Annotated in this window: 17 protein-coding genes and 1 other annotated feature; of the genes, 12 read left to right on the top strand and 5 right to left on the bottom strand. The window is 37.6% G+C overall.

Annotation, left to right across the window (positions count from 1 at the left end):
• Nucleotides 1-71 precede the first annotated feature (71 nt).
• The gene (locus tag H514_RS23405; protein WP_051255199.1) at nucleotides 72-1,112 is read right to left on the bottom strand and encodes an LCP family protein; all 1,041 of its coding nucleotides are present in this window, start codon (nucleotides 1,110-1,112) and stop codon (nucleotides 72-74) included.
• Between the two features lie 285 nt (nucleotides 1,113-1,397).
• On the opposite strand from H514_RS23405, the gene H514_RS0117335 reads away from it, so the two are divergent.
• A complete protein-coding gene (locus H514_RS0117335; RefSeq protein WP_027448091.1) occupies nucleotides 1,398-1,607 on the top strand; it encodes a hypothetical protein in 210 nt (69 codons plus the stop codon).
• A gap of 87 nt (nucleotides 1,608-1,694) precedes the next feature.
• Complete coding sequence (locus tag H514_RS0117330) at nucleotides 1,695-2,450, top strand: YjbA family protein (protein WP_027448090.1); 756 nt, start codon at nucleotides 1,695-1,697, stop codon at nucleotides 2,448-2,450.
• 37 nt (nucleotides 2,451-2,487) lie between these two features.
• Here the strand turns inward: H514_RS0117330 and trpS are convergent, their stop codons facing one another.
• Both trpS and H514_RS0117320 read right to left on the bottom strand, forming a co-directional pair.
• Complete coding sequence (trpS, locus tag H514_RS0117325) at nucleotides 2,488-3,489, bottom strand: tryptophan--tRNA ligase (protein ID WP_027448089.1); 1,002 nt, start codon at nucleotides 3,487-3,489, stop codon at nucleotides 2,488-2,490.
• A 60-nt stretch (nucleotides 3,490-3,549) separates the two neighbouring features.
• Nucleotides 3,550-3,762 (bottom strand) — a binding site (T-box leader).
• Between the two features lie 52 nt (nucleotides 3,763-3,814).
• Complete coding sequence (locus H514_RS0117320) at nucleotides 3,815-4,186, bottom strand: DUF3899 domain-containing protein (protein WP_027448088.1); 372 nt, start codon at nucleotides 4,184-4,186, stop codon at nucleotides 3,815-3,817.
• 488 nt (nucleotides 4,187-4,674) lie between these two features.
• Between H514_RS0117320 and H514_RS0117315 the strand changes: the two genes are divergently transcribed.
• From H514_RS0117315 to H514_RS0117290, 6 genes are all read left to right on the top strand, one after another.
• Nucleotides 4,675-6,426 (top strand): peptide ABC transporter substrate-binding protein, encoded by a 1,752-nt coding sequence (locus H514_RS0117315; protein WP_027448087.1) that lies wholly within the window; start codon nucleotides 4,675-4,677, stop codon nucleotides 6,424-6,426.
• Between the two features lie 179 nt (nucleotides 6,427-6,605).
• Nucleotides 6,606-7,535 carry an oligopeptide ABC transporter permease gene (gene opp3b / locus H514_RS0117310; protein WP_027448086.1) on the top strand — a complete coding sequence of 310 codons (930 nt, stop codon included), beginning with the start codon at nucleotides 6,606-6,608 and terminating at the stop codon, nucleotides 7,533-7,535.
• Nucleotides 7,536-7,538: 3 nt separating this feature from the next.
• Nucleotides 7,539-8,681: an oligopeptide ABC transporter permease gene (gene opp3C / locus H514_RS0117305; protein WP_027448085.1), complete on the top strand. Its 1,143-nt coding sequence runs from the start codon at nucleotides 7,539-7,541 to the stop codon at nucleotides 8,679-8,681.
• Nucleotides 8,682-8,699: 18 nt separating this feature from the next.
• Complete coding sequence (locus H514_RS0117300; protein WP_027448084.1) at nucleotides 8,700-9,758, top strand: ABC transporter ATP-binding protein; 1,059 nt, start codon at nucleotides 8,700-8,702, stop codon at nucleotides 9,756-9,758.
• Complete coding sequence (locus H514_RS0117295; protein ID WP_027448083.1) at nucleotides 9,755-10,684, top strand: ABC transporter ATP-binding protein; 930 nt, start codon at nucleotides 9,755-9,757, stop codon at nucleotides 10,682-10,684. Before H514_RS0117300 ends, H514_RS0117295 begins: the two co-directional genes overlap by 4 nt.
• A gap of 232 nt (nucleotides 10,685-10,916) precedes the next feature.
• Nucleotides 10,917-12,158: a putative glycoside hydrolase gene (locus H514_RS0117290; RefSeq protein WP_027448082.1), complete on the top strand. Its 1,242-nt coding sequence runs from the start codon at nucleotides 10,917-10,919 to the stop codon at nucleotides 12,156-12,158.
• A 232-nt stretch (nucleotides 12,159-12,390) separates the two neighbouring features.
• Here H514_RS0117290 and H514_RS23400 read toward each other — a convergent pair whose 3' ends face one another.
• Complete coding sequence (locus tag H514_RS23400; RefSeq protein WP_154657403.1) at nucleotides 12,391-12,603, bottom strand: hypothetical protein; 213 nt, start codon at nucleotides 12,601-12,603, stop codon at nucleotides 12,391-12,393.
• Between the two features lie 176 nt (nucleotides 12,604-12,779).
• Between H514_RS23400 and H514_RS0117280 the strand changes: the two genes are divergently transcribed.
• Nucleotides 12,780-13,373 carry a GNAT family N-acetyltransferase gene (locus H514_RS0117280; RefSeq protein ID WP_027448081.1) on the top strand — a complete coding sequence of 198 codons (594 nt, stop codon included), beginning with the start codon at nucleotides 12,780-12,782 and terminating at the stop codon, nucleotides 13,371-13,373.
• 414 nt (nucleotides 13,374-13,787) lie between these two features.
• A complete protein-coding gene (spxA, locus tag H514_RS0117275) occupies nucleotides 13,788-14,183 on the top strand; it encodes a transcriptional regulator SpxA (protein ID WP_027448080.1) in 396 nt (131 codons plus the stop codon).
• Between the two features lie 140 nt (nucleotides 14,184-14,323).
• Here spxA and H514_RS0117270 read toward each other — a convergent pair whose 3' ends face one another.
• Nucleotides 14,324-14,989, bottom strand: a complete 666-nt coding sequence (locus H514_RS0117270; RefSeq protein ID WP_027448079.1) for a TerC family protein — start codon at nucleotides 14,987-14,989, stop codon at nucleotides 14,324-14,326.
• Nucleotides 14,990-15,276: 287 nt separating this feature from the next.
• On the opposite strand from H514_RS0117270, the gene mecA reads away from it, so the two are divergent.
• Both mecA and cls read left to right on the top strand, forming a co-directional pair.
• Nucleotides 15,277-16,032, top strand: coding sequence for an adaptor protein MecA (gene mecA, locus H514_RS0117265; RefSeq protein WP_407946839.1), 756 nt, complete (start codon nucleotides 15,277-15,279; stop codon nucleotides 16,030-16,032).
• Nucleotides 16,033-16,186: 154 nt separating this feature from the next.
• Nucleotides 16,187-17,698 (top strand): cardiolipin synthase, encoded by a 1,512-nt coding sequence (gene cls / locus H514_RS0117260; protein WP_027448077.1) that lies wholly within the window; start codon nucleotides 16,187-16,189, stop codon nucleotides 17,696-17,698.
• Nucleotides 17,699-17,803 lie beyond the last annotated feature (105 nt).

Below are 17,803 nucleotides of genomic sequence, written 5' to 3'. Positions count from 1 at the left end.
ACATGGTTTCATTGGGAGGCCATGTGTTTTTAGTTAATTCGCTCTTAAACACAAAAAAACGGAGATCCAGCTTAGCTGGCGTCTCCGTTTTCTTCTTTCTTAGCAACTTCTTCTTTTTTAACACCTAAGAACTCTTGTAGAGCGTTTCGGTTTGTTGCTTCATCATGGGCAAGCACAGCTCCAACACCTTCATATCTTTTGTTCCAGTAGGAGCCTTCAACAGGGATACGTAATTTTTGAATGTTATCATCATGATTTGTAATGAATTTCGTTCCATAACCACCGATTTCAGATTTGGTCATATCTGTATTCACATATGATGTAATCATCCCTATAGCTTTAGGGAGTTTGTGGATTTTCGTAAGGGATAACATTTCTTCTTTTAGTCTTGTTATAACTTTTTGTTGTCTCTCCACACGTCCGAAATCACTTTGAGCATCTGCTCTAAAGCGAGCATAATCTAGTAATTGGGCGCCATTTAAGTGTTGGACACCAGGTTGTAGATCAATATTAACGTCTCCAGCGTTATCTTGGTACTTCATACGCTTTTCTACATTGATCTTAATACCTTTTGGTGAAACTTCATTTACAATGTGCTTGAAACCTTCAAAGTTTACTTCAGCAAAATGATCAATTTGGATACCGAAGTTTTTTTGAATTGTTTTTGTTAGCAATGGAATATCGCCATAAGCATAAGAAGCGTTAATTTTATTGTAACCATAACCTGGAATGTTCACATAAGTGTCTCTCATTATTGATACAAGCTTTGTTTCACCTGAATCTTTATCATATTGACCAATCATAATTGTATCAGTTCGGTCTACTTCATCATCTCGTTGGTCACTTCCTACAAGAAGGACATTGATTTTATTATCTTCAAGTTGTTGTTTATCCCCATTTTCTTTTTGTACTTTTTCAAACTCATTAGCTTCTTTTTCATTATCCTCATTATTTCCAAAGCCACCCTTTTTAGCACCTTCGTCCTGACCGGCGGCTACCTGAAATGCTGTATATCCAATCGTACCTAAGAAAAGTACAACCATGATGGAAAAGAGAAGCTTTCTTCTACGTTTTCTCACTCTTTTTCGTCTTACGATGCGGCTTCCAGCCATCTTGTACCTCCTCTACATAAAAAACCACTTAGTTATTAATTTACTCTTTCTTCCGTCTGAAGTAAAGGGTGCATTTTCAATATAACGTCAAGGGAAGTCGTTTATTGTCGTATTAAATGCCTCATTAGTTTTGACGAATAAAAGGGCATAAATGTTTCATTAAATATTATACATTTTACGCCCATATTATCACCTATTCGTTGGAGGAGTTAGGAATATGGGGGTGACCTCGTTCATATATTATAGAAGAAACTGGTGCGGACAGGCTTTAGGGGAGGGGAGTTCTTGGGACCAATATTCTTGTTTTTACTTGGCTTCGGGTTTGCGGTGTCTGGTGGTGTCACCATGATCACGTATTTAAATCTATTACCTGCTGGGTTTGGGTGGGTGGACTATTTGATATTCTTAAAATCGCGCCCGGAATGTTACCTATTTCCGATCGGGATCTTCATGATTACGCTAGCTACATTTTTTTTACCTCAAGAATCCTCCTAAATCTTACATTCATTCGAATAAAATTTCCATGCTTGGTCATACTGATGGCTACAGAAGAAAACGTTTAGAAAAAAGTGGGGGTTTCATATGCTATATTTACATGACGTATGGGTGAATTGGTTTGAAGGAGAAGAGAACGGATATAATGTTTGTCCATTTCATGAATGGCGTAAAGAAGATGGAATTGAGCTTTTGGACCAGGTACCATTATTATATGTACAAGCATCGCTTTATAACTACATTGAAAACGACCTCCAAGACTTACCACAATCATTGTTAGATCATGTTTATAAACGAGCGTACCTTCGAAAAAATCAGGAGCGCATTTCTCTAGAATATGCATTCGTGGTTACAGATGGATCGAATGTGTTAGCGGTAGACACAATGGGATATAATCTTCCTGTACGAAAAAGCAGGCTCATCCCAAGACAGGAGAGACTTGTCTATGACATGATCGAATCACATGATCCAGAGTCCTACCAATTTAAAAAGGCCTTGGATAAGAAGGAATATCACATTCTTTCACCTCATCCAGAGCATATGATTGGTTTGACCCGTAAAGAAAGACAACTGAAACAGCTTCTCATGATGACACTTGATCAACTCAAAACAACGAAAAACCTATCTGAAGTACGTTATTGGTTAACGGAATGGGATCCTACTCAGTTTGCATTCATTCACAAATTGAATTTCGAGCAGGCATGGAAGACATTATATGACGGAATTCAGGATGGATGGAGCCCAGCACACGAAGAGCTTTGTCGAAAGCTTGTTAAAGGACAACCTTTCTTTGAAAAGCTATGGGAACTCGAACATAACCAAGAAGTAAATAAAGGGGTCTGACACCACTACTCAGTGGGTCAGCCCCTTTTTGTTCTTTCTATTTTTTCTTTTTAACACGACCAAGTCCCATAGCCTTCTTAGCCTTACGTAGCATTTTTTGTGCGTCATCATTTGCTTTATCAGCACCACGGTCAAGAATATCATCTAATTCTTCAGAATCCATTAGCTCATAATAACGCTCTTGGATTGGGCGCATCGCTTCAACCACAACTTCTGCAACGGCCTGTTTAAAGTCTCCGTACCCTTTTCCTTCAAACTCAGCCTCTAAGCTTTCAATTGATTTACCAGAAAAGCTAGAATGAATCGTTAATAAGTTTGAAACACCCGGTTTGTTTTCAACATCATATTTAACAATACCTTCTGAATCTGTTACAGCACTCTTGATCTTTTTTACGATCGTTTTCTCGTCATCAAGCATAGAAATAAAGGCTTTTGTATTATCATCAGATTTACTCATTTTCTTAGTCGGCTCTTGAAGGGACATCACACGAGCACCAACTTCAGAAATTTGAACATCTGGTACTGTGAAAATATCGTTGTATTTGTTGTTAAAACGCTGAGCAAGATTACGTGTCAGTTCTAAGTGTTGTTTCTGATCTTCGCCAACAGGAACAATATCTGTTCCATAAAGCAAAATGTCAGATGCCATCAATGGAGGATACGTAAGAAGACCAGCCGAAACACCTTCTTTACCTGACTTTGATGATTTATCTTTAAATTGTGTCATGCGCTCAAGCTCACCGATATAAGCAACACATTGTAACATCCAACCTAACTGTGTATGCGCTGAAACCTCTGATTGAATGAAGAGCGTTGATTTCTCTGGATCAATTCCAGATGCAATGTATAATGCTGCAAGAGATTTTATGTTCTTTCTGAGCTCCAATCGGTCTTGTGGAACTGTAATAGCATGCTCATCTACAATACAGAAATAACAATTGTTTTCCTCTTGTAGGGGAGGAAAGTGTTGCATGGCCCCAATGTAGTTTCCAATCGTTAATGTTCCACTTGGCTGTATTCCTGAAAAAATCGTGTTCATGTTCATCACCTCATTTAAATTTTCTAACAATAAAAAAAGGTTCATTCGTCTACATATGTATGTAGGGACGAATGAACCGTGGTGCCACCCTAGTTATCTCCATGATTAAGAGATCACTTTTATCCAATATCGCCTGGAACGCGGTGCTTACTACTTAATGTTCAAAAGCACAGCTCGAAAGCCCACTTCCATCTTACCTTGTTATCTGCTTCCACCACGACAGACTCTCTAGGAACAGAGGATAAGATGTACTCTCTTTCTCATCGCTTCATGTAAAATTGTTGTTCAAATTATAGTTAATAATACGCTGGAAATCAAGTATCAGTTACATTTGATAAAAATAACCAAGTAATAGCAACATCCCAACCGTTAACACACTACCTTGGAAAAAGAACATTTTCATTACAGATGGGCTCACTACTTCTGAAGGCATTGGTTTACTTTCCCAATCATCAAGATAATCAGCATTCTTTGAAAGCCTGTTGCTTGTTCGTCGAAAACTATAAGTAATACCATCTATAAACTTCCCTTTAATGACAAACATGATAAGTCCAAAGAAAAGGTAGAAGTAAGAAACATAAAAAAGACTATTGATGTACGACTTCAGATCATAAACGGGAGAAATGAATGCAAAAAGGATGAGACTAAGTGCAACATTTAAAGATAAGAACGACCACTTGTTTTGAAAAAGCGTCAAAAATATCAACCTTTCTTAAAATAATTTTCACCGTAAGAACATGTAAATGTAATTATGCCCTTATATAGAAAGAAATAAAATCTTAGAGTGACATTGGTTATATCTAAATAAGATTATATCACGATTACATTTTTTGAAAAGGATATAGGGAATGTAAATAGACAGAAAATTGTTGAAGTAATGAAAATTGCATGCTATATGCAAAGCTATACAAAAGTGGTTTGATATAATGCCGAAAATCAAAATACAATACGTGAAATTATACAGTCCAATTTATAAATAGAAAAATACATAATAAAAAACATAAAAAAGCATAGGAAAATAGACTTATTTTTTGTCATTGAAACGTAATTTTTATAAGGTTTTATAAAATTTTTGCAAAAAAAGTAATGCAAAATTGTCCGAAAACTTGTATAATTCTATGTGTGGCAGATAGAACTGCTGCAAAAACTTTTGAACATAATCATTAGGGGAGGTCATTTTTTACGATGAAACAGACAAAATGGTTGTTGTTAGTACTAACTCTAGTACTATCTATGTTTCTAGCTGCTTGTTCCGGTGGCGACAGCGAAAACGCTGGTGAAGGCGACGGAAACGGCGAAACAGAAAACGAGAACACTGAAGGTGAAAATAATGAGGGTGGCTCTGAAGGCGATGGCAACGGAGAAGAAACTAAATCCGACGGCCCTAGCGGTGAGCAAGTACTTAACCTAACTGAAGGTGCTGACATTCCTACACTAGATCCATCAATGGCAACTGACGCAGTTGCATTCCAAGTACTTGGTTCTACAATGGAAGGTCTTTACCGTCTAGGTGAAAAGGCACAAGTTAAACCAGGTATCGCTAAAGATCACGAAGTAAGTGAAGACGCTCTTACTTGGACATTCAACTTACGTGAAGATGCAACTTGGTCTAACGGTGACCCAGTTGTAGCTAGCGACTTCGTATATGCGTGGAAACGTGCAGTAGATCCAGAAACTGGTTCTGAGTACGGTCCATACATGATGGGTGGCGTTATTAAAAACGCAACAGCAATCAACAAAGGTGAAATGGAAGTTGATAAACTTGGTGTTGAAGCTGTAGATGAAACAACTCTTAAAGTAACACTAGAAAAACCAATCCCTTATTTTGAATCTCTAACTGCTTTCGGTACATTCCTACCGATCAACAAAAAAGCTGTTGAAGAATTCGGCGAAGATTTCGCTCTTGAAGCAGGCAACATTTACTACAATGGACCATTCGTTCTTTCTGAATGGAACCATGGTGAAGGTTGGACTTTCAAGAAAAACCCTGATTACTGGGATGCTGAAACTGTAAAACTTGAACAAATTAACTTCAAAGTTGTTAAAGACGTTGCAACTGGTGTAAACCTTTATGAAACAGACAAAGTTGACGCTACTGGTCTTTCTGCAGAATTCGTAGATGAGTACCGTAACGATCCTAACTTTGAAATTAACCCACAAAACGTGTTGTTCTACTTTAAGTATAACCAAGAACACCATGAAGCACTTGCGAACACAAATGCTCGTAAGGCACTAACTATGGCAATTGACAAAAAAGGATTAGTTAACGTAATCCTTAATAACGGCTCTCTAGTAGCAACAGGTGATATTCCACAAGATTTCGTATCTCACCCTGAAACAGGTGAAGATTTCCGTGAAATCAATGGAGATTTCCTAACTCACGACAAAGAAAAAGCAAAAGAGCTTTGGAACAAAGCTAAAGAAGAACTTGGAAAAGAAGAAATCACGCTTGAGCTTCTTGCTGGTGACAGTGAAACTGGTAAGAACATGAACGCTTACTTCAAGAACCAATGGGAAACTAATCTTGAAGGACTTACAATCGAACTTAAGCAGGTTCCATTTAAAGAGCGTCTACGCCTAGACACGAACATGGAATATGACATCCAGTTCTCTGGTTGGGGTCCTGACTACCTTGATCCAAACACATTCTTAAACATGTGGGTAACAGGTGGCGGAAACAACAAGATGGGTTACTCTAGTGATGAGTATGACTCTCTAATTGAAAAAGCGAACACTGAGTATGCTACTCAGCCTGTTAAGCGTTTCGAAACGTTCCTTGAAGCAGAAAAAGTTCTTATGAACGACGCTGCAATTGGACCACTTTACCAACGTGCTTCTGCATCTGTATGGAAGCCATATGTTAAAGGTGTAATCAGAAACCCAATGGGTCCTGACTTCTCATTCAAATGGGCTTACATCAACAAGAATGCAGAGTAAGTTAGTATAAGCAAAGAACGAATGTAACTTTAAACCAATTTAATTGGAAGAGAGTATATGTCCACCTAGAGTTGGCATATGCTCTCTTTTACCTTGTAAAGGTAATATTTGTACAATGGTGAATTTTCCGTCAACTTTCGACAAGAGATGTCATTCAAATATAAATTGGAGGTGTTGGAATGGCGCGTTATATATTTCAAAGAATCGTTTATATGTTCATTACAATGTTACTAATTGCAACATTTTCATTTTTCTTAATGAAACTTTTACCGGGTTCTCCATTAATGATGGAGGATAAGTTAACAGAAGAACAAGCGGTAATTATTAAAGAGAAATATGGCTTAAATGACCCTGTTCCTGTTCAATATGTAAACTATTTAGCCAATCTAGCTCAAGGTGACCTAGGGATATCTTTCCAACAGGATAACCGAGGTGTAACAAAAATTTTGATTGAGCGTGCAGGACCTTCTATACAATTAGGTGCACAAGCATTAATATTCGGTCTTGCATTTGGTCTATTACTCGGGATATTCGCAGCTTTATATCATAACAGCCCGATAGACTATGGATCCACTTTTTTAGCTGTTATAGGTAAGTCAATACCATCCTTCGTATTCGCAGGCTTATTACAGTACTACATTGGGGTTAAATTAGGGTGGCTACCAGTTGCCTTTTGGGAAGGCTTCGAATATACCATCATGCCAACGATAGCTCTTGCCATGTTCCCGATTGCGATTGCAGCTCGTTTTATGAGAACTGAAATGCTAGAAGTACTAGGTTCTGACTTTATTACCACTGCAAGAGCAAAAGGTGTTAACCGTTTAGGTGTACTATTTAAACATGGCCTTCGAAATGCTTTAATTCCACTGGTTACAATCATTGGACCAATGGCAATTGCTCTACTTACTGGTAACCTAGTAATTGAAAACATTTTTGCAATACCAGGAATAGGTGACACATTCGTGCAAGCTGTTATGACCAATGACTTCCCAATTATTATGGGCTTCACATTAATCACTGGTTTCCTATTTATTTTCATTATACTAATCGTCGATTTACTTTATGGTGTAATTGATCCTAGAATTCGACTTGCTGGAGGGGAGAAGTAAGGTATGGCTAACAAAGATTACGATAAAGACTTATTTGTTCCCTTAGAGAGGGAAGATGACACCAGCGAAAAAATTAGTAGACCTAGTTTAACCTTTTGGCAAGATTCTTGGATGCGTTTGAAAAAAAATACTGGTGCTCTAATTGGAGCATGGGTATTAATTATAATCACATTCATGGCTCTAGCTGGTCCATTTTTTAATGACTATGGATTTGATGAGCAGAACTTGATCCGTTCTAAATTACCACCAAAGGTACAGGGGCTTGAAAATATAGACTGGTTACCTTTCCAAGGAACCATGCATCGAACATTTGAGGCTGAAACATTAGAAGATGCAAAAGAAGACGCTATAAATCGCTTTAAGCGTGATGAAGAAAATATTGAAATGACGGTTGTTGACGATGGTTCGAACGGTGGACCAGCTATTGTTGACGCAGAATTCGATGTATATGCAAACCAGGGTTTTGAAGATGAATATTTCTGGTTTGGTACAGATACATTAGGCCGTGACCAATGGACACGTGTTTGGAAAGGTACACAAATCTCATTATATATTGCAGTCCTAGCTGCTTTTATTGACATGGTCATTGGTGTAGCATATGGAGGGATATCTGCTTACTACGGTGGTCGGGTCGATGACTACATGCAGCGTATTATTGAGATCTTGATTGGTATTCCGAACCTCGTAGTTGTAATTTTGATGATCTTAATCCTGAGCCCAGGTATATTATCGATTACGATCGCCTTAACCATAACCGGTTGGATACCAATGGCACGTATCATACGTGGGCAAGTATTGAAATTAAAGAACCAAGAATTCGTGCTTGCATCTAGAACATTAGGAGCTTCTGACTCTCGTATTATAATGAAACAGTTAGTACCAAACGTAACGGGTCTAATTGTGATTAATACGATGTTTACGATCCCAGGTGCAATTTTCTTCGAAGCATTCTTAAGCTTTATCGGATTAGGTTTACAGCCACCGGTAGCATCATTAGGTACGTTAATTGATGAAGGTTTCCAATCCCTTCAAACATTCCCTTACTTGATGATCTATCCTGCGATTATCATTTCCTTAATTATGATTGCATTTAACATTGTGGCAGACGGTCTTCGTGACGCATTTGATCCGAAGATGCGTGAGTAGAAAGGTAGGTGTTGAATAATGGAAAATATACTAGAAGTAAATGATCTACATGTATCATTTGACACATATGGTGGAGAAGTAAAAGCTGTCCGCGGTGTTAGCTTTGAACTTCGAAAAGGGGAGACACTTGCCATTGTAGGTGAGTCTGGATCAGGTAAGTCTGTTACAACAAAAGCCTTAATGGGTCTTATTCCACAACCACCTGGACGAATTAAACAAGGTGAAGTTCTTCTTGAGGGTAAAGACTTAACCAAGATGAATGAACGCCAATTACAAAAAATTCGCGGACGCGATTTATCTATGATTTTCCAGGACCCTATGACGTCCTTGAACCCAACGATGAAAGTTGGAAACCAGATTATGGAGGGGCTTATTAAACACCAAAAAATGAGCCGTTCTCAAGCGAAAAAACGAGCTGTTGAATTGTTAGAAATGGTAGGTATTCCGAACCCGAAAGCGCGTATTAACCAATATCCACACCAATTCTCTGGTGGTATGCGTCAGCGTGTTGTAATCGCGATTGCACTTGCTTGTAATCCTAAAGTGTTGATTGCCGATGAGCCAACAACAGCTCTTGACGTTACAATTCAAGCTCAAATCTTAGAACTTATGAAAGATTTACAGCATAAAACAGAAACTTCGATCATCTTCATTACACACGACTTAGGTGTTGTTGCAAACGTAGCAGATCGTGTAGCCGTAATGTATGCAGGTAAAATTGTAGAACTAGGAACCGTTGATGATATTTTCTATAATCCTCAACACCCATACACATGGGGACTTCTGGGTTCAATGCCTACACTAGATGATGAAGAAAGTGAATTATTTGCTATTCCTGGTACTCCACCAGACTTATTAAACCCTCCAAAAGGTGATGCCTTTGCTGCACGTAACGAGTATGCAATGAAGATTGATGAAGAAGAGCAACCACCATTCTTCCAAGTTTCAGATACCCATTACGCAGCAACTTGGTTATTACACGAAAATGCGCCAAAAGTTGAGCCACCTGAATCTGTTCAGAAACGTATGCAAGGTTTTGCGAACACTGGCGCCTCAGAAAAAGGTGATAACGCATGAGCCAGGAAAAATTAGTAGAAATTAAAGACTTAAAACAACATTTTAAAACGGGTCGTAATAGTGTCGTTAAAGCTGTTGATGGTCTGACATTCGACATTTATAAAGGGGAAACGTTCGGACTTGTAGGTGAGTCTGGTTGCGGTAAATCTACAACAGGTCGTACGATTATTCGCCTTTATGACGCTACAGACGGAGAAGTTTTATTTGATGGTGAGAATGTACACGGAAAGAAAAACCGTGATGAAATGAAGAAATTTAATCAGAAAATGCAGATGATTTTCCAAGATCCATATGCATCCCTTAACCCTCGTATGACAGTTGAAGATATCATTGCAGAGGGATTAGATATTCATGGACTTGCGAAAGACCAAAACGCTCGAAAGGCTAGAGTTCAAGAATTACTTGAAACAGTTGGTCTAAATAAAGAGCACGCACAGCGTTACCCACACGAGTTCAGTGGTGGTCAGCGCCAGCGTATTGGTATTGCACGTGCATTGGCTGTAGATCCTGACTTTATTATTGCGGATGAGCCAATTTCTGCATTGGACGTATCCATTCAGGCGCAGGTTGTTAACTTATTGAAAAAGCTTCAGCAAGAAAAGGAGTTAACGTACCTGTTTATCGCTCACGACTTATCCATGGTAAAATACATCTCTGACCGTATTGGTGTAATGTACTTTGGTAGACTTGTTGAGGTAGCAGATAGTGATGAGCTGTATAAGAACCCAATGCACCCTTATACGCAATCTCTTTTATCTGCGATTCCTTTACCTGATCCTGACTATGAGCGTAACCGCCAACGTTTCAACTATGATCCATCTAAGCATGATACAAGTGAAGAGCCTGAATTCCGTGAAGTGAATGAAGGCCACTGGGTACTGTGTACAACAAAAGAATTTGAACAGTATAAAAAAGAAATTAAATAATAATGTAAGCCTCATCTTTTCTTAAGGTGAGGCTTATTTTACACGTTGTATTTCCATATTTAGGTTTTGTCTTTGAAAATAGTGGTAAAGTTAGATCGAACAGAACATAGAGTTAAGTAAAAGGGCTTATTTTTTATACAGATAAGGAAAAATTTAAAAATCTTTCCCAAAAGGTGTTTGTTCTCTTTTATAATGGAATTAAACTAAAAAAATTTCAGGAGTCGATGCGTGTATGGAGAAAAAACAACTCAAGATTTTGTCCCTCATAGGAATTCTCCTAATTAGTCTTGTTTACCCGTTACATACGGAAGCGAAACAATCAGATGAAGAAAAGGCGAAAGTTCAAAAAGTAGTCTTTCATTCTGGTAATCAAATGAAGCTTCAATCTAGAGAACTACCAGATCCAGTACCACGTTTTGTCTATGATTCTGGTTTTGATTTTGAATATCCAGAAGCCGTGAGAGGAATCTATGTTACTGGTCCAAGTGCGGGTGGAAGTCGTTTTGAAAAGTTATTGAAGCTGGTTGATGAAACAGATTTAAACAGTATGGTTATTGATATTAAAGAAGATGCCGGCATTTTAACATTTAAACCTGAAGAAGGTTCTCCTTATGAGGATGTAGGCATTAACTATATCAAAGATGTTAAAGAAGTATTAAAAACATTAGAGAAGCATGATATTTATCCAATCGCTAGAGTTGTAGTATTTAAGGATTCTAAATTAGCTAAGAAACGTCCAGATCTTTCGTTCACGAAGAACGGCCAGGTTTGGGAGAATGGTAAAGGTGAGTCTTTTGTAAACCCATTCTTAAAAGAGGTTTGGGACTACAACGTGGAAGTAGCTAAGATGGCTGCTAAAATGGGCTTTAAAGATATTCAATTTGATTATGTTCGTTTCCCAGAAGGATTCGAAAAACGTGATGACATTTTAAATTATGATCAAGGAAAATATAAAGATCTCGAATTAGACGATGTACAAAAACGAGTAACAGCTGTTACAGATTTTGTTGAGTATGCTAGAAAAGAATTAGAGTATTACGGTGTTGATGTATCTGTAGATATTTTTGGTTATTCAGCGACTATACCTGAAGCACCAGGTATTGGTCAAAACTTCACAAAAATCTCTAAAAACGTAGACGTAATATCTTCCATGATTTATCCGTCACACTGGACATCGTACTTTGGTATCCCATTCCCTGATAAAGAGCCTTATCGTTTGGTTACAGAGTATGCGAAGGTTGAAAACGAGCGTTTAGGTGAACTTGAGGATCCACCAACTTCTCGTCCTTGGATTCAAGACTTTAGTGCACCTTGGTTATATCATAATGAACCTACAAAATATTATGATAAAGATGATGTGGAGGCTCAAATCCGTGCCCTTAATGAAAATGGCATTCAAGAGTTCTTGCTATGGAATCCATTGAACTCTTATTCGGAAAATGTTGATTATACACCTTTAGATAAAGAATCATAATCGAGTATAAAATAATGAAAAACGAAAAAGCCTACCACTATAAAGTTAAGTGGTAGGCTTTTTATCACTGTCAGGAAATTATAAAATTGCTAGCTTGTGTTTAACTCTTTAATGAGAGTGGGGATAAGTCCAGCTTCAGCGCCCAGCAACGAATGGACTTCCCTCGCCTCCGTACGATAAGTCAACATCGATTCACCAAGGTTCATCGTGTTTCCTTTATCGTATTACGGGCTCAGTCCAGTCCCTTCGTTGCTAAACGGGCGCTTGCGCTTTTGTTCTGATTCTTTCCGCCAATTCCGCGCCAATGCGTCTGAAAGGATCTCGATTTACTGAGGTATTCATCTTGTTGATTTCGTCCAAATAGTCCTTGTCCAATTCCTTGTACGATTACGGCTAAGAATGCTGTTAATCCAATGATTGAAAGACCGACTAACATCATATCCAAGATTAAGTTACTCAGGGATCATCGCCTCCTTATGTATCTAATGTTATTGTAGCTTATGTTTATGTATATGAAAAGTTTGGGTATAGTTGACGTGAATTTGATATATCTGGTTAAAATTTAACAAAAGAGTGAATTTTCGTTATAATAATAAGGACTACACAAAAAGGAGTAGATCAATGAATTGGTATGAGAAGCTGAATAAGTATTTCCCAGTAGAGGAAATGAAGTCACGTGAGCATATGGAAATGCTCCTAAAAGAAAAAGGCGATGTGTACAGAAAAGATGAGAGTGAAAATCATGTACTCATGTACGCCGAGTTCGATTCCTTTATCTTTATTGATTATGTATGGGTCTCTACGAAAACACGAGGCCAGGGAATTGGACACCAACTAATTGAAAAACTGAAGGCTAAAGGAAAACCTATTATCCTTGAGGTCGAACCGGTTGATTATGATGATACCGATACTGAGAAACGCCTCCGATTCTACCAAAAAGAAGGGTTCGAACACGCACAATCCATTGGTTATTCACGACGTTCCCTTGCAACCAATGAAATGAACCATATGGAAATCCTCTATTGGTCCCCTGAACACGAACCTGAAGAATCCATTTATGAGAAAATGAAAAAGATGTATGAGTCCATTCATACGTACAAGGATAAAGAGCTCTACGGAAAGTCCTACCAGCCTGTAGAAGAAGTTTTAACACTTGATGAGGACCGAGAGATGGAAGATATCCTCAATGCTTTAGAAGAACCAGAAAAAGCATAATAAAAAAGTAAACAAGCAGGTGACGGGTATTAAGGTCTCCTGCTTGTTTTTTTTGCACGTTAAGAAAGAATAAAATTTTAGCAAAGAAGCAAATCGGCAAGTTTTCTTTATTTTATTTTGAAACCTTTAGGGTATGTTTTACGTATACGTAATAAAGAACAATTAGGTTAGATAAAAAGTCGAGATTTATCAAAAAAAGAAGTTTATTGAGAATGGTAATGGGGTAATGTACATATATATTAGGCCTTGTATAAGTTTTGTTACAGAAAAATTATATTTTTATCTATACCTATCGTTTTTGGAGGAAATGTAGTATACTTAATTTAAGTGAAACTACATTACATTTATTTTAATCTAATAAGTGATTAAAAGAATACATTTTATAAATTTAAAAAATTGAGGAGTGAAGATTGTATGGTAACACTTTATACTTCTCCAAGTTGTACATCATGTCGTAAAGCAAAAGCATGGTTAGAGGAACATGACATTCCGTTCCAAGAACGTAACATCTTCTCGGAGCCATTGTCTATTGATGAGATTAAAGAAGTTTTACGTATGACAGAGGACGGTACTGATGAAATTATCTCTACGCGTTCAAAAGTATTTCAGAAGATGGATGTTGATTTAGATCAGCTTCCGTTAAAAGATCTATTTGATATGATTACAGAACATCCGGGTCTGCTTAGACGACCTATTATTGTTGATGAAAAGCGTTTACAGGTTGGATATAACGAAGACGAAATCCGTCGCTTCCTACCTCGTAAAGTACGTTCTTTCCAACTACAAGAAGCTCAGCGTCTTGTAAACTAATAAAAACCACTGCACCTTCACCTACATAGGTATGGGCTGCAGTGGTTTTTTATGGTTTTGGATTTAGTGAAATAATCAACCAAATAAAAAAATGCCTAAGTGACTCATTTCACTTAGACATTTTCATAAATTAATAGAATTTAAGCCTCACTAGTACTACGTTTGTTAAAGAAGTATCCAAGTAGAAGTACAAATCCAATGGTTGCGATAGGTATAATCCACTCTAAAGATGCGTATTCATGGAAAAAGGACTCTAAATTCTTTTCCCCTAAAATCATTTCAGCAGCAGTGTATGCTAAAATTCCTGCACCGATATAGACCAAGACAGGAAACTTCTCCATAAGAGTAAGAATTAACTTACTTCCCCAAATGATAATTGGTACAGAAACAAGTAGACCAATTACAACTAACCAAATGTTACCATGTGCTGCACCTGCAATGGCTAGTACATTATCAAATCCCATAACAAGATCAGCAAACACAATCGTTTTGATGGCACTCATGAGACTGTCACCAGCTTCGATATTTGGATCATCATCATGATCCGTTAATAACTTAACTGCAATATAAATAAGTAATAGACCACCGATTAGACTTAAGAATGGAATCTGTAATAAGTAAACAGCTACTGCTGTAAGTAGCACGCGAATACCAATTGCTAAGCCTGTTCCCCAGAATATTGCTTTGTTGCGTTGATGCTCTGGTAGGTTTCGACTGGCCAATGCAATTACAATGGCGTTATCTCCACCTAACACAATGTCAATCCCGATGATGATAAGGATCGACTGAATAATCTCCCAATCCACGAAAAAAACCTCCTAATCCCTAGTGACAAAGAAAGTAAGATAAGATACAATATTAAATTAACTCTAGGCGATTATAGCCTCGACTTTCTCAATATAGTCGAAGGTGATAATGATGTCAAGGAGTACTGAAGTAGGTCATTCGTTTGTTTTTCATCATATTGAGCAATTCTATTTTCAATATGCCTTCATGTATCATAAAATAATAACAAAGAACATCAAACATGAAGCACATCGAATGGTTGAAACTACCCATATTAGGGTAAGGTGAATAGTAAAGAGGTAATGATATGAAGGTGAAGTTATCCCTTCCACCTAAAATAAACGAACAGAAGGGAGCGAGTTCAATGGAAATCGAACGTATTAATGAAAACACCGTGAAGTTTTATGTATCTTATATGGATATTGAAGATCGTGGGTTTGACCGTGAAGAGATCTGGTACAACAGAGATAAAAGTGAACAGCTCTTCTGGCAGATGATGGATGAAGTAAACGACGAAGAAGATTTTAATATAGACGGTCCATTATGGATTCAAGTACAGGCTATGGATAAAGGCCTAGAAATAGTAGTAACCAAAGCCCAGATTTCTAAGGATGGACATAAGCTAGAGTTACCATCTGAGGATGGTAAGACCATTGATATGCCAATGGATGAAAAACTTGAGGCTATGTTAGATTCTGAATCAAGCAAATCAAAAGAAGGTAAGGAAGAGGATGAAAGCGAAGAACTTGAATCCGAAAGTACAGCACCTTTATCGTTTGTGATCGGATTCGAAGACTTCGAACATGTAATTCAGCTCAGTCATTACTTCCAAAACAATAGTTATGTTGATGATCAACTATATCATTATGAAGGAACGTACTATTTATTCGTACAATTCCCTGATGGTGTATTAACAGATGAGCAACAAGAAAATGTGCTAAGCCAAGTTCTAGAATTTGGTCATGAGTCACAATTAACTGTTCATCGCTTAGCCGAATATGGGAAAGTCATATTCCCAACCGATGCGTTAAACAATCTAAGTCACTACTTCCCAGAGAAGTAAAGCAATAATAAACGCGGCAACCCAGTAAAAGGTTGCCGCGTTTTTCTTGGTTAATATAAAAGACGAATGTAAAATGTAAGAGGAACATTATTTTATTTAATTCGTACATATATATAGCTTAAAAAGTATGGTTTTATAAGAAAGGAACACGCTTATGTTCAAACGGATACAAGTCTTAGTTTTTCTAGCGCTTGTTTTAACAACTTTATATTTAACGCAACAGTATTGGCAGGGATGGCTCCTTGGAACAATCTCCATTCTCTTTACAATGTCTGCTGTATTTATTGGGATTTTAATTTTCTTTGAGAATCGTCAACCTTCTCAGACATTAACCTGGCTTCTTGTGTTGGCTGCTTTTCCAATTGTAGGATTTTTCTTTTACATTATATTTGGTCAGAACTATCGTAAACGGAAAATGTTCCAACAAAAAGGGGAGCTAGATGAGCAAGCCTTTCGCAAAATAGAAGGGGATCAACATATCGAGCATGAACAAATGGCTCAAATGGGCGATCACCAAAAGCTTTTGTTTCGTCTAGCTCAACGACTTGGTCATTCTCCGATAACGTTTAATACAGAAACAAAAGTATTAACAAATGGAGAAGAGACATTCCGTTGGATATTGCATGAACTACGGAAAGCCAAGCATCACATTCATATGGAATATTATATTGTCCGTCATGATGAAATTGGTAAAGAGATTAAAGACATTCTGATTGAAAAAGCTCAAGAAGGTGTTAAGGTACGATTTTTATATGATGCAGTAGGTAGTTGGAAATTATCAAACGACTACAAACAAGAAATGAAAGAAGCTGGGGTAGAAGTTGTACCATTCTCTCCTGTGCGATTGCCGTTTTTAAACAACAAGATTAACTTTCGGAATCATAGAAAAATCGTAGTGGTTGATGGTGATGCTGCTTTTGTCGGGGGATTAAATGTTGGAGATGAATATTTAGGACGGCACACTTACTTTGGTTTTTGGCGCGATACGCACTTATATGTCAAAGGGGAGTCAGTTAGAAGTTTGCAACTGATCTTCTTGCAAGACTGGTATTACATGACTGGCGATGCTCACTTAACCTCAGAGTATTTATCACCAAGTCTGGTTGATTATGATGGTTTAGGTGGGGTCCAAATGCTTGCGAGTGGACCTGATAATGAATGGGAAGTTATTAAGCATGTCTTCTTTTCCATGATTGTCTCGGCTAAGCATTCAATTTGGATTGCTTCTCCATACTTTATACCCGATGATGATATTTTAGAAGCGTTAAAAGTAGCAGCATTAAGTGGCATTGACGTTAGGATCCTCGTGCCCAATCGCCCGGATAAACGGATTGTTTATTATGCATCTCGTTCTTATTTTACAGAGCTATTGGAAGCAGGGATTAAGGTCTTTGCTTATAAGGAAGGTTTCATGCATGGAAAAATCATGATCGTTGATAATGAATTAGCTTCCATTGGTACTTCCAATATGGACATGAGAAGTTTCCACTTGAACTTTGAAGTAAATGCGTTCTTATACCGCACAAAGAGTACCCACACGCTCGTAAATGATTACTTAAATGATTTAGCATGCTCAGAAGAAATCGTCCTTGAAACGTTCCGAAAAAGACCAATATGGAAACGAATGATGGAATCAACTTCACGATTATTATCACCGTTATTGTAAAGCTCTCTTTTATTAGAGAGCTTTTTTGTTTTGTCTATTCAAAGTTGAGTGTTGTTCCGGGAAAACCCCCTATTGTGGAAGACTTGGCTTCGAGATAAAGTGCGT

The organism is Pontibacillus marinus BH030004 = DSM 16465, assembly GCF_000425225.1.
GTDB classification, from domain to species: Bacteria; Bacillota; Bacilli; order Bacillales; family BH030062; genus Pontibacillus; species Pontibacillus marinus.
The sequence above is the reverse complement of the archived record's forward strand: the minus strand, read 5'-3'. Positions and strand labels throughout refer to the sequence as shown.

Excerpts from the sequence above, each read along its gene's own strand:
- H514_RS23405 (WP_051255199.1), bottom strand. The coding sequence starts at position 1,112 with ATGGCTGGAAGCCGCATCGTAAGACGAAAAAGAGTGAGAAAACGTAGA.
- H514_RS0117330 (WP_027448090.1), top strand. The coding sequence starts at position 1,695 with ATGCTATATTTACATGACGTATGGGTGAATTGGTTTGAAGGAGAAGAG.
- trpS (WP_027448089.1), bottom strand. The coding sequence starts at position 3,489 with ATGAACACGATTTTTTCAGGAATACAGCCAAGTGGAACATTAACGATT.
- H514_RS0117315 (WP_027448087.1), top strand. The coding sequence starts at position 4,675 with ATGAAACAGACAAAATGGTTGTTGTTAGTACTAACTCTAGTACTATCT.
- opp3b (WP_027448086.1), top strand. The coding sequence starts at position 6,606 with ATGGCGCGTTATATATTTCAAAGAATCGTTTATATGTTCATTACAATG.
- opp3C (WP_027448085.1), top strand. The coding sequence starts at position 7,539 with ATGGCTAACAAAGATTACGATAAAGACTTATTTGTTCCCTTAGAGAGG.
- H514_RS0117300 (WP_027448084.1), top strand. The coding sequence starts at position 8,700 with ATGGAAAATATACTAGAAGTAAATGATCTACATGTATCATTTGACACA.
- H514_RS0117295 (WP_027448083.1), top strand. The coding sequence starts at position 9,755 with ATGAGCCAGGAAAAATTAGTAGAAATTAAAGACTTAAAACAACATTTT.
- H514_RS0117290 (WP_027448082.1), top strand. The coding sequence starts at position 10,917 with ATGGAGAAAAAACAACTCAAGATTTTGTCCCTCATAGGAATTCTCCTA.
- H514_RS0117280 (WP_027448081.1), top strand. The coding sequence starts at position 12,780 with ATGAATTGGTATGAGAAGCTGAATAAGTATTTCCCAGTAGAGGAAATG.
- spxA (WP_027448080.1), top strand. The coding sequence starts at position 13,788 with ATGGTAACACTTTATACTTCTCCAAGTTGTACATCATGTCGTAAAGCA.
- mecA (WP_407946839.1), top strand. The coding sequence starts at position 15,277 with ATGAAGGTGAAGTTATCCCTTCCACCTAAAATAAACGAACAGAAGGGA.
- cls (WP_027448077.1), top strand. The coding sequence starts at position 16,187 with ATGTTCAAACGGATACAAGTCTTAGTTTTTCTAGCGCTTGTTTTAACA.